The sequence below is a fragment of the Bradyrhizobium sp. CCBAU 21365 genome (assembly GCF_015291305.1).
GTDB classification, from domain to species: domain Bacteria; phylum Pseudomonadota; class Alphaproteobacteria; order Rhizobiales; family Xanthobacteraceae; genus Bradyrhizobium; species Bradyrhizobium elkanii.
This window is the reverse complement of record NZ_CP030036.1, coordinates 3,395,262-3,407,281: the sequence shown is the minus strand read 5'-3', so window position 1 is coordinate 3,407,281 and position 12,020 is coordinate 3,395,262. Positions and strand designations below refer to the sequence as shown.

Below are 12,020 nucleotides of genomic sequence, written 5' to 3'. Positions count from 1 at the left end.
ACATTGTGGCACTTACTAACGTCACATCGGCGAGATAGTTGCTCTGCAGAATTTCGCTATCCCCCTCAGGTCAGCAGCGTGGCAGCGAGATCGGGCAGCCGCCCCGCGTCGGCAAGGAGGCGAAAGTCTTGCCCGGCAAGGCCGACGCGCGCGAGCCAGTCGTCGAATTCGGGAGCCCGCTTCAGGCCGAACAGGTCGCGGACATAGAGCGCATCGTGAAACGATGTCGACTGATAGTTCAGCATGACGTCATCCGCGCCCGGCACGCCCATGATGAAGTTCACGCCGGCGGCCGCAAGCAGTGTCAGGAGATTGTCCATATCGTCCTGATCGGCTTCCGCATGGTTGGTGTAGCAGACGTCGATCCCGAGCGGCAGGCCGAGCAGCTTGCCGCAGAAGTGGTCCTCGAGCCCGGCGCGGATGATTTCCTTGCCGTCATAGAGGTACTCAGGACCGATGAAGCCGACCACGCTGTTGACGAGCAGTGGATCGAACGCGCGTGCCACCGCATAGGCCCGCGCCTCGCACGTCTGCTGGTCAACCTGGTGATGGGCATTGGCCGACAGCGCCGAGCCCTGCCCGGTCTCGAAATACATCACATTGTCACCGACCGTGCCGCGGCGCAGCGACAGCCCGGCTTCCCGGGCCTCCCGCAGCAGCGAGAGGTCGACGCCGAAACTGCGATTGGCCGCCTCGGTGCCGGCGATCGACTGGAACACGAGATCGACCGGCACCCCCTGCCCGATCAGTCCGAGCGTGGTCGTGACATGGGTCAGCACGCAGCCCTGCGTCGGAAGCTCGAGCCGCGTGATGATGTCATCCAGGAGCCGCAGCAGCGTGCCGATCACGTTCGGATCGTCACTCGCCGGATTGATGCCGATGCAGGCATCGCCCGATCCGAGCAGCAGCCCGTCGAGAATCGAGGCGGTGATGCCCTTGGGATCGTCGAAAGGATGGTTCGGCTGCAGCCGCGTGCTCATTCGACCGCGCAAGCCGATGGTGTTGCGGAAGCGGGTCGTCACCTCGCATTTCTTCGCGACCAGGATCAGATCCTGGTTGCGCATCAGCTTCGACACCGCCGCAACCATCTCTGGCGTGATGCCGCGCGAGATCCTCTTGATCGCTTCCCCGCTGGCGGCATCCGACAGCAGCCAGTCGCGGAATCCGCCGACGGTGAGCGACGACACCGGCAGAAAGCCGACAACGTCGTGGCTGTCGAGGATCAGGCGGGTGACTTCGTCAGCCTCGTAGGGGATGACAGGCTCATCGAGGAATTGCTTGAGCGGAACATTGGCCAGCGCAAGCCGGGCTGCGATCATCTCCTCCGCGCTGTCGGCCGCGATGCCGGCCAGGCGGTCGCCTGAACGCGGCGGCGAGGCCTTGGCAAGCAGGATGCGCAGATCGTCGAATGCGTAATTGGTGGCGTCGATGGTGTGACGATAGAGCATGGGAGGTTCGTCGCGGGCTGGGACAGCGCAATCTAGCACCTCTTTGCGAAAGGCGTGCCATCGGCTTCGCCCCGCATGCTGGCGCCGTTGCCGGCGGCGCATCATCGGCTCGGCTGCAAGCCGCGAGCACCCGGCAGCCTCAAAGCGGCCCATAAGGCATTGGGATTATTTACAGATTTTAACGGCTGCGGCTGCACAAATCTCGCGCGTTAAGAAATTGTCCATGAAAATTTTGCATAAGCTTTAATCGGCCGAAGGTACTCCCCGGCCTCTTGGAGTGCCCGCAATGCCCGCCCCCGTCACATCTCCCATCTCCATGTCCCGGCCTCCAATGGCATCCCGATTCTCGCTTGCTGCCCGGCTGTACTCGACGTTTGCGCTGATTGCGGCGCTGACCGCGGCCATCACCTTCCTGTCCGAATACAATTCGCGGCGTAATGCCGAGCTGACCGAGGCCGTCGACCTTGCAAGCCGTGCCGCACTCAATGTCGAGCGGGTCAATTCACTGGTCTATGCCGTGGTGATGGAATCCCGCGGCATCTACATGTCGACCGATCCGGCAGCGGTGAAGAAATACGGCGACGGGCTGCTGGCGTTCAACGAACGCATTCTCGGCGTGGTCAAGAACTGGGAAATGCTGGTGCAGGCCGACGACGCCGCCCAGTTCGCGGTGTTCAAGAAGCGCATCGAGCAGTTCATCGATTTTCGCAAAGAGCTGGTACGCCGCGGCATCGAGATCGGCGCCGCAGCCGGGCGGGAGTGGGGCGACAACGACGCCAACCGCGATGTGCGCACCGCGCTGAACAAGGATCTCGAGGCGCTCTCCAAGGTCTATGCCGAGCGCAGCAAGAAGCTGGCGCGGGAGACCGACACCAACCGCACGATGGCGCTGGTGCTGACCGGCCTCGGCGCCGCGGCCCTGATCGTGGTGGTACTCGGCGTGCTGATCATCGCTCGCTCGGTGGCCCGGCCGCTGTCGCAGATCACCACGACGATCAAGCGCGTCGCCGAGGGCGCCGACCATGTCGAAGTACCCCATGTCGGGCGCAGCGACGAAATCGGCGCACTGGCACACGCCATCAAGGTCTTCCAGGACGCGATGGACCGCAATCGCAGCCTCAACGCGCAGGTCGTACAGGAGTCCGAGGCTCGCGACGCGCGCGGTCGGCATATCGAGACCTTCGTCGAAGCGTTCCGTGGCACGATCGGTGAGGTGCTCCGCGCGGTGCACGACAACGCAGCGACGATGCGTCAAACCGCGCAGACCATCGCAACCGTCGCGTCGGACGCCAGCGGCCGGGCGGTGGCGGCGGCAGGCGCCACCGAACAGGCCTCGAGCAACGTCTCCGCGGTGGCGGGCGCGGCCGAAGAACTCTCCGCCTCGGTCGAGGAGATCGGCCGCCAGGTCAAGCAGTCGTCTGGCGCCGTCGATCAGGCCGGTGCGCGCACCGACCGCTCGATCACCGAGATCGAGGGCCTTGCCGCCACCACCCAGCGCATCGACGGGGTGCTGAGCCTGATCCAGGCGATCGCCGAGCAGACCAACCTGCTCGCCCTCAACGCCACCATCGAAGCCGCCCGCGCCGGCGATGCCGGCCGTGGCTTCGCCGTCGTCGCGCACGAGGTCAAGGCGCTGGCCGGCCAGACCGCGAAGGCAACCGCCGAGATCAGCGAGAACGTGGGCCTGATCCAGGCATCGACCCGCAACTCGGTGGCCGCCGTGCGCGAGATCGGCCAGGCGGTGCGCGAGATCAGCAACGTCACCGCGAACATCGCGAGCGCGATCGGCCAGCAGGACGCGGCGACGCGCGAAATCTCCGCCAACGCCCAGATGGCCGCCCAGGGCAACGAGACCCTGGTTACCAATGTCGGCTCGCTCCGCGATGATATGGACCAGACCAGCAAGGCGGCGGAATCGGTGCTCGCGGCCTCGAACGATCTGACCGCAACCGCCGAGACGCTGTCGCGCGAGGTCGAGCAGTTCTTCCGCAACCTGCGCAGCGACGCGGCCGACGGCCTGCAGCGGACCGGAACCTGAGCGGATCGCGCGATGTTGCGAGGCCCCGCGACAGGGCTCCGGCAATCTGGATGGTTAAGACTCTCCCAACGCTCGGACGCAAATTGCGTCCGCTTCAGGTCGCATTTCTCAATTTGATGCCTCCATAGAAAGCGTCACTGCGCGGGAAAGTGGAAGAGAGCAATGAACGGGCTTTTGCCAAAGCCGAAGGCGGTGCCGACCAAACGGCTCCTTGCGCTCGGGATCGGCCTCGTTCTCTGCTTTTCGGCGATCTGCGCATCCATTCTCTGGGAAATGGCGAGCAAGGACTATCGGCATGCGAAGGAAGGTGCGACCAACCTCGTCGCCTCCATCGCCAGCGAGATCGACCGCAACATCGACCTCTACGACCTCTCGCTCCAGGCGGTCGCCGACGGCGTCAAGCTGCCGGAGCTCGGCAAGATCAGCCCGGAGCTTCGCCAGGTCGTGCTGTTCGACCGCGCCGCCACAGCCAAGGATCTCGGCTCGATCCTCGTGCTGAATGCGGCGGGGGACGTCACGCTCGATTCCAGGACCTTGACGCCGCGGACCGCAAATTTCGCCGATCGAGACTTCTTCCGGGCGCATCAGACGCGAGCGGACAGCGGACTGTTCATCAGTGCTCCGTGGATTACTTCGGATGGCGAATATCTGATCAGCCTCAGCCGCCGCATCAACAATGACGACGGCTCCTTTGCCGGCGTGGTCGCGGGCAGCATGCGGCTCAGCTATTTCCACAATCTGTTTCGCAAGCTGAACTTCGGCTTCGGCGACAGCATGGCGCTGTTCAACAGCGATGGCGTCATACTGATGCGCGCCCCGTTCGACATCAGCAAGATCGGGCAAAGCATCAAGGACTCTCTGGTCTTCAAGCAGTTTCCGGCACGACAATCCGGCTCCTACATCACGAAATCGATCGTCGACCATGTCAGCCGGCTCTATGTTTTCCAGGCGGTCGGCCACAATCGCCTGCTCATCGCCGAGGGTCTCGCGCTCGACGGCATCTATGCCGACTGGTGGCAACAGCTCTGGCTGATCGGCAGCGTGGTTGCAGCGCTCTGCGGCTTCTCGATCGTCCTGATGTTCTACCTGGTGGCCGCTCTCAAGCGGCGGGCCGCCGCGGAAGACCGGCTCGCGCACCTCGCGAGCACGGATGCACTGACAGGCCTCGCCAACCGCCGCCGCCTCGACGATACCCTTGACGTCGAATGGCGCCGTGGCATGCGCGCAAAGGCGCCGGTGTCGCTTCTGATGATCGACGTCGATCATTTCAAGATCTACAACGACACGTACGGGCATCAGGCCGGCGACGCCGTGCTCACCACCGTGGGACGGTGCATCGCAAGCAGCGCCAAGCGTGCAACCGATCTCGGTGCCCGCTATGGCGGCGAGGAATTTTCGGTGTTGCTGCCGGGCATCGGCAAGACGGGCGCCCTGGAAATTGCCGAACGGATTCGCGCGAAGCTGGCGGCTGCGCGGGAATCCGAGCCTGAGTTGCCGACCGTCAGCATCGGATTGTCCTGCCTCGTCCCGGACCACGAGCGCACGTCGCGCGATCTGCTCAAGGCCGCAGACCTCGCGCTCTATCAAGCCAAGCGTGAAGGCCGCGACCGCGTCATCGTCAGCCCGATCGGGTGGGACAAATCGGGCAAGCGGCACGTCGCCTGATCGCGGCCGCATTGGCGCGGTCGAGCGCGCCGCACGCCCATCCCGGCTCACTCCACCGGCAGCACGTCAACCGCAACGGCGAGCTTTTGCTTGCGCGCGCCGACGATGACCCCGTCGACCGGCGAGACGTCGGCAAAGTCGCGGCCGATGGCGAGAATGATGTGGTCGCTCCCGACCATCAGATCGTTGGTCGGGTCGAACCCGACCCAGCCGAGCGCGCTGCCGCACCAGACCGAGACCCAGGCATGGGTGGCGTCCGCGCCCTGCAGCCGCGGCTGGCCCGGCGGCGGAATGGTGCGCAGATAGCCGCTGACATAGGCTGCAGGCAGGCCGAGGCCGCGCAGCCCTGCGATCATCACATGGGCAAAGTCCTGGCACACGCCATGGCGCTTCTCGAACACGTCGCGAAGCGGTGTCGAGGTCACGGTTGCCTTGGGATCGTATTTGAAGTCGTCGCGGATGCGGCGCATCAGGTCGGCCGCCCCAGTAAGGATGCCGCCACCAGGCAAAAAGCTCGCAGAAGCGTAGGCCGTCACCGGCCTCAGCACCGGCACCAGCGCGCTGGCAAAGACGTAACCGACCGGCGAGGCCGCATCGAGGCTCAACGCCTCGAACGCATCGTCGCGCACGCTCTCCCAGGGCGGGCTGGCGGCGTCGCGCGCCGGCGGCTGCCGCGCCACCGAGACCCGCGAGCGGGCATCGATGCGCAGACTGCGATGCGCGGTCTCGATCAGGACGCTTTCGGTCAGCGTGCCGAAGAAGTCGCGCCGCGCGGTGCGCTCCGCCGGCCTCGGACGGATCTCGACCGAATGCGAGATCAGCTGCTGCCCGTCGCCGCTGATCGGCTCCAGCCGCAGCGAGCACCGCGCGAAGCTGACCTGGGTCTCGTAGCTATAGGTCGTGACGTGACGGATGTCGTAGATCACGCCAGCCCCGTGAGCTTCTCCGGCCGGCTGGCGTTCGGTCCGTGCGGGAAATAATGCAGCCCGATCGCGTCGGCGAGGTTGAGCAGATCCTGCTCCAGCGCGAACAGCGTCTTGACGTCGAGGCTCGAGGCTTCGGCCGTTGTGAGCATCGCCTCGACCGCGACGGCAAGCCGCTGCGGTCGCTCGATCAGGCCGTGCTCCTTCAGGCTCGGCAGCGCGGCGATATGCTCGTTCAGCGCCGCGACCTGGAATGCGACCGAGCGCGGATTGTAGGGGTCGAGCACCGCCAGATCGCGCACCGGTGCGAGCAGCGGCTGCACCAGATAGCGCGAGCGATAAGTGATCTGGCAGTCGACCAGCGTGAGCAGAACGTCGAGGTCCTCGTCACCGGCTTCGTCATAGGCGAACTGACGGGCAAAGCGCGTGGTGTTGACAGCGCGCTCGGCGCGGCGGCCCATCTCGAGGAAACGCCAGCCGGCGGCGCGGTTCATGTTTTCCTGCGCGAGGCCGGCGAAGCTTGCGAGCTCCTGCAGGGTCAGTTCGGCGGCGCTGACGACGCCGTCGTCGTCATGAACCTCGATGGCGAGCCGGTCGGCCATCTCGGTGATGACCTGCCAGGCGTCCGGCGACAGCCGCTCGCGGAGCGAAGTCGCCGTGCGCTGCGCGGATCGCACCAGCGATAGCGCCGAGCCGAATTTCTCCTCGCTCTGCAGCGCCTCGAGCGCGACCCTGGCGAGATTGGCGCGCGCTGTCTGCGAGGCGGCGCCCCAGGCAACCAGCATGCGCTGGATGCGCTCGGCCGAATGCATCGCCGGCGCCGAGCCGTTCGAATTCGCCCGCGCAGGATCGCGCAGCGGCGTGCACAGCGCGCGGATCAGCCGGATGGTGGCCTCGGCGCGCTCCAGATACCGGCCGAGCCAGAACAGATTGTCGGCGGCACGGCTCGGCAGCACGCCCGCGATGCGGCGGATGCGGACGGTGTCGCCCGCCGGCAGCAAGGTTGAAGTCGCAACGGCCCTGTCGGAGACCACCCAGACGTCGGCGGACACCGCGCCATCGCCCATCGACACCGCGCGCGCATCGGCCCGATCGGCAATCCGGCAGAAGCCGCCGGGCAGCACCGTCCAGCCGTTCGGCGTCGCCGCCGCGAACACCCGCAACACGAATGGACGCGGCGCGATGCGGCCGTTCTCCCAAACCGGCGTGGTCGACAGCCGCACCAGCTCCTGGCCGACATAATCGATGCCGCGATGGCTGATCGCATCCTTCAGGCGGTCGCGGTCGGCGGTCGACAATTCGCCCGGGAGCACCGGTCCGTTGCCGGGAAAATCCGCAACACCGCGGCCATAGGCGCCTTCGATCGCGAAGTCGTCGAGCCGCGACAGCACATGCTCGCGCGCGGATTTCTGGCCGCACCACCAGGTCGCGATGTGCGGCATCATCAGGTCTTCAGAGAGCAGGCGCCGGCAGAGATTGGGCAGGAAGCCGAGCAGTGCTCTCGCCTCCATCACGCCCGAACCCGGCATGTTGGCGACCACGACGCCGCCCTTGCGCAGCACCTCGACGAGCCCGGGCACGCCGAGATAGGAGGACGCGTCGAGCTCGAGCGGATCGAGCATGTTGGAATCGACCCGGCGCAGCAGCACGTCGAGCCGCTTCAATCCGGCAACGGTGCGGATGTGGACGCGGTCGCCGGAGACCGCGAGATCGTCACCCTCGACCAGGAGGAAACCGAGATAGCGCGCCAGCGTAGCGTGCTCGAAATAGGTCTCGCTGAACGCACCGGGCGTCAACAGGCCGATCCGCGGCTCGTCGCGGTCAGCGCTGGCGCGCAACGAATCGCGGAACGCCTCGAAGAACGGCGCGACGCGCTCGACATTCATCGACTTGTAGAGATTGGAAAAGGCGCGCGACAGCACCAAGCGGTTTTCCAGCGCATAGCCCGCGCCCGACGGCGCCTGCGTGCGATCGCCGAGCACCCACCAGCGGCCGTCGGGCCCGCGGCCGATGTCGGCGGCATAAAGATGCAGATAGCGGCCGCCCGGCGGCTTGATGCCGCTGACCCCGCGCAGATACTCGCTGCTGCCGGCGATCGCAGCGGCAGGGATCGCGCCGTCGGCAACGAGACGGCCCTCGCCGTACAGATCGGCCAGCACCATTTCCAGCAGCTGCGCACGTTGCGCGACACCAGCGGCAAGCTGCCGCCAGTCCGCCGCATCGATGATCAGCGGCAGATGGCTGAGCGGCCAGATCCGGTCCGACGTATCGCCGGGCGCACGATAGGTGACCCCGGCCTCATGCAGATGGCGGTCGGCGAAGGCGAAGCGGCGCTCGATATCGGCCGGCGACAGCGCGGCAAAGGCGTCGAAGAAGCGCGCCCAGGCCGGCCGCGGCGCGCCGTTCTCGGCGATATATTCGTCGGGAATGCCGGGCAGCCGGACATAGTCGCGGGTCCACTGCGCCATCCGGCGCTGACCGGGACGGGCCCTGCTCTCCTGACTGCTGCCTTGACTATTGCCTTGGCCACCCGATGCGGTCATTCCACTTCCCCTTGACACAATTAGTGCAGGAGCGGCGTCCGCAAGTCGAGGGTCAAGGGAAACTCAATTGTGCGTTCCTCGGGCGGCGTCTCGATCTTGCCAGGGGTGTGGCCATGCTCCTGGAAGCGCGCCAGCCGCCGCGCCTCGGCCTCGTAGGAATTGACCGGCTTGGTCTCGTAGTTGCGGCCGCCGGGATGGGCGACATGATAGACGCAGCCGCCGAGCGAGCGGCCGTTCCAGGTATCAATCAAGTCAAACGTCAGCGGCGCATGCACGGGAATGGTCGGATGCAGGCCGGAGGCCGGCTGCCAGGCCTTGAAGCGGACGCCGGCGACCGCCTCGCCGGCGCGGCCGGTCTCGGTCATCGGCATCCGCCTGCCGTTGCAGGTGATGACGTGGCGCCCCTCGACGAATCCCGTGGCCTTCACCTGCAAGCGCTCGACCGAGGAATCGACGTAGCGCACGGTGCCGCCCGAGGTGCCCTCCTCGCCGAGCACATGCCAGGGTTCGAGCGCCTGCCGCAGCTCGAGGCCGACGCCGCCATGATGGACGCGGCCGAAGGCGGGGAAACGGAATTCGAGCTGCGCCCGATACCATTCCGGCTCGACGTCGTAGCCGAACTGCTTGAGCTCGGCGAGCACGCCGAGGAAATCCTCCCAGAGGAAATGCGGCAGCATGAAACGGTCATGCAGTGCGGTGCCCCAGCGCACGAAGTTGCCTTGCTGCGGCTCGCGCCACAGCTTTGCGATCAGGGTACGGATCAAGAGCTGCTGCGCGAGCGACATCCGCGGATCGGGCGGCATTTCGAGCGCGCGGAATTCGACGAGGCCAAGCCGGCCGGTCGGACCGTCGGGCGAGTAGAGCTTGTCGATGCAAATTTCGGCACGATGGGTGTTGCCGGTGATGTCGACCAGGATGTGCCGGAACAGGCGATCGACCAGCCACAGCGGCGCCTCCATGCCCGGCGGCGGCACATGCGACAACGCGATCTCCAGCTCATAGAGCCCGTCATGCCGCGCCTCGTCGATGCGCGGCGCCTGGCTGGTCGGACCGATGAACATGCCGGAGAACAGATAGGACAGCGACGGATGCCGCTGCCAATACAGCACGAGGCTCTTCAGCAGATCCGGCCGGCGCAGGAACGGTGAGTCCTCCGGCTTGCTGCCGCCGACTACGATGTGGTTGCCGCCGCCGGTGCCGGTGTGGCGGCCGTCGATCAGGAAACGGTTGGCCCCTAACCGCGTCTTCGCGGAGTCCTCATAGAGGCCAAGCGTGATGTCGACGGCCTCGCGCCAGCTTTGGGCTGGCTGCACGTTGATCTCGATCACGCCCGGATCGGGCGTCACCTTGATCACCTCGATGCGCGGATCGAACGGGGGCGCGTAGCCCTCGACGTGCACCCGCAGCTGCAGCTCCTCGGCAGCGGCTTCGATCGCTGCGATCAGGTCGAGATAATCCTCGACCTTCTCGACCGGCGGCATGAAGGCGCACAGCACGCCGTCGCGCACCTCGATCGACATCGCGGTGCGCACCGGCAGCGGCTCGGGAATCTCCTTCAGCGCCTGCTGCAGCTCTTCGGACAGCGCGTCGCGCGGCGCCACCGGGTCGCGCTCGACGACGTAGGGATAATCGTCCGGCGGCACATATTCGAGCGAGGCAATCGGAAGCCGCAGGCCCAGCGGCGAGTCGCCGGGCGACAGGAACAGATGGCTGCGCCGGATCTTCCAGCGCTCGCTGCGCCACCGCGCCGGCACGCGATCGCCAAGCGGCGTCCAGCGCTGGATCGGCAGCACGTAGCCTTTCGGTGTGGTCAGGCCCTCGTCGAACACCCGCGCAAGGCGCGCGCGCTCTTCCGGATCGGTCAGTTTCGAATTCGCAGGGGTCACATTTGCCGGCAGGCCCGCTTCACGCTGCAGCCAGAATGCTGGGTCCTCGTAAGCAGGGATGACATAGTCAACGCCCAGGCCAAGCTTGCTTGCGGTCGCCTCGACGAAACGCTGGGCCTCCGCGATCTCGGCCTTGCGCGAATTCTCGATGCCGGCGATCAGCCCGGCATTCCTCCAGATCGGCTTGCCATCCTTGCGCCAGTAGAGGCCGAACGCCCAGCGCGGCAAGCTCTCGCCGGGGTACCATTTGCCCTGGCCGTAATGCAGCAACCCGCCCGGCGCGAACCGCGCCCGCAGCTTGCGGATCAATTCGTCGGCGAGCGCGCGCTTGGTCGGGCCGACCGCGGCGACGTTCCACTCCGGCGATTCCAGATCGTCGACCGAGACGAAGGTCGGCTCGCCGCCCATGGTCAGCCGCGCGTCGTACGCCGCAAGATCGGCATCGACGAGCTCGCCGAGCCGGTCGAGCCGCGCCCAGGATTCATCGGAGAATGGTTTGGTGATGCGCGGCGCCTCGCCGATGCGCTTGACGCTCATCTCGAAGCCGAACTCGACATTGGCAACACCTGCGGTGCCGGTCACCGGCGCGGCCGAGCGATAGTGCGGCGTGGCGCAGACCGGGATGTGTCCCTCGCCCGTCAGCATGCCGGAGGTGACGTCGAAACCGATCCAGCCCGCGCCCGGCAGATAGACCTCGGCCCAGGCGTGCAGGTCGGTGAAATCGCTCTCGACCTCGCGCGGCCCTTCGAGCGGATCGATGTCCGGCCGCAGCTGAATGAGATAGCCGGAGACGAAACGCGCGGCGAGCCCGAGATGGCGCAGCGTCTGGATCAAAAGCCATGCCGAGTCGCGGCAGGAGCCGGAGCCCGCGGCAAGCGTCTCCTCCGGCGTCTGGATGCCGGCCTCCATGCGGATGACGTACCCGATCTTCTTTTGCAGCTGCGCGTTCAGGTCGACCAGGAAGTTGACGGTGCTGTCGGCCTGGCACGGAATCTCCTTCAGGTAAGCCGCCAGCAATGGCCCGGGCTCATCGGTCTCGAAATAGGGCGCGAGCTCGGTCTTGAGATCGCCGGGATATTCGAACGGAAAGCTGTTGGCGTAGGGCTCGACGAAGAAGTCGAACGGATTCACCACCGTCATGTCAGCGGTGAAATCGACCTCGACCTTGAGCTCGGTGGTCTTCTCCGGAAAGACGTAGCGCGCCAGCCAGTTGCCCTGCGGGTCCTGCTGCCAGTTCACGAAGTGATTGGCGGGCGTGACCTTGAGCGAATAGCTTGTGATCGGCGTGCGCGTATGCGGCGCGGGCCGAAGCCGGATGGTCTGAGGCCCGAGATCGATCGGCCGGTCGTATGTGTAGTGCGTGACGTGATGCAGTGCGACTGATATCGACACGGGACCGAGGGCTCCAGCAGCTTTTTTGAGCAGAACACTGCTACCGGTCGACATCAAGCACTAACAACGGGCACGGGGTGCCCACCAGCTGGGCGACCAGCTCACGATCCGTAGCCCGGATGGAG

Annotated in this window: 6 protein-coding genes; 2 read left to right on the top strand and 4 right to left on the bottom strand. The window is 66.1% G+C overall.

The window, feature by feature from the left end:
- Positions 1-65: 65 nt before the first annotated feature.
- The gene (locus tag XI02_RS15525) at positions 66-1,448 is read right to left on the bottom strand and encodes an ethanolamine ammonia-lyase subunit EutB (protein ID WP_016845411.1); all 1,383 of its coding nucleotides are present in this window, start codon (positions 1,446-1,448) and stop codon (positions 66-68) included.
- A 331-nt stretch (positions 1,449-1,779) separates the two neighbouring features.
- Between XI02_RS15525 and XI02_RS15520 the strand changes: the two genes are divergently transcribed.
- Together XI02_RS15520 and XI02_RS15515 are read left to right on the top strand one after the other, a co-directional pair.
- The gene (locus XI02_RS15520; protein WP_172648190.1) at positions 1,780-3,486 is read left to right on the top strand and encodes a methyl-accepting chemotaxis protein; all 1,707 of its coding nucleotides are present in this window, start codon (positions 1,780-1,782) and stop codon (positions 3,484-3,486) included.
- A 162-nt stretch (positions 3,487-3,648) separates the two neighbouring features.
- Positions 3,649-5,151 carry a sensor domain-containing diguanylate cyclase gene (locus XI02_RS15515; protein ID WP_016845422.1) on the top strand — a complete coding sequence of 501 codons (1,503 nt, stop codon included), beginning with the start codon at positions 3,649-3,651 and terminating at the stop codon, positions 5,149-5,151.
- Positions 5,152-5,198: 47 nt separating this feature from the next.
- On the opposite strand, the gene XI02_RS15510 is transcribed toward XI02_RS15515, so the two are convergent.
- The 3 genes from XI02_RS15510 to XI02_RS15500 are packed head-to-tail and all read right to left on the bottom strand — an operon-like array spanning position 5,199 to position 11,895.
- Complete coding sequence (locus XI02_RS15510) at positions 5,199-6,077, bottom strand: transglutaminase family protein (protein WP_172648191.1); 879 nt, start codon at positions 6,075-6,077, stop codon at positions 5,199-5,201.
- Positions 6,074-8,617, bottom strand: coding sequence for a circularly permuted type 2 ATP-grasp protein (locus XI02_RS15505; RefSeq protein ID WP_194483456.1), 2,544 nt, complete (start codon positions 8,615-8,617; stop codon positions 6,074-6,076). Before XI02_RS15505 ends, XI02_RS15510 begins: the two co-directional genes overlap by 4 nt.
- A gap of 20 nt (positions 8,618-8,637) precedes the next feature.
- Positions 8,638-11,895: a DUF2126 domain-containing protein gene (locus XI02_RS15500; RefSeq protein ID WP_172648193.1), complete on the bottom strand. Its 3,258-nt coding sequence runs from the start codon at positions 11,893-11,895 to the stop codon at positions 8,638-8,640.
- Positions 11,896-12,020 lie beyond the last annotated feature (125 nt).

Excerpts from the sequence above, each read along its gene's own strand:
- XI02_RS15525 (WP_016845411.1), bottom strand. The coding sequence starts at position 1,448 with ATGCTCTATCGTCACACCATCGACGCCACCAATTACGCATTCGACGAT.
- XI02_RS15520 (WP_172648190.1), top strand. The coding sequence starts at position 1,780 with ATGGCATCCCGATTCTCGCTTGCTGCCCGGCTGTACTCGACGTTTGCG.
- XI02_RS15515 (WP_016845422.1), top strand. The coding sequence starts at position 3,649 with ATGAACGGGCTTTTGCCAAAGCCGAAGGCGGTGCCGACCAAACGGCTC.
- XI02_RS15505 (WP_194483456.1), bottom strand. The coding sequence starts at position 8,617 with ATGACCGCATCGGGTGGCCAAGGCAATAGTCAAGGCAGCAGTCAGGAG.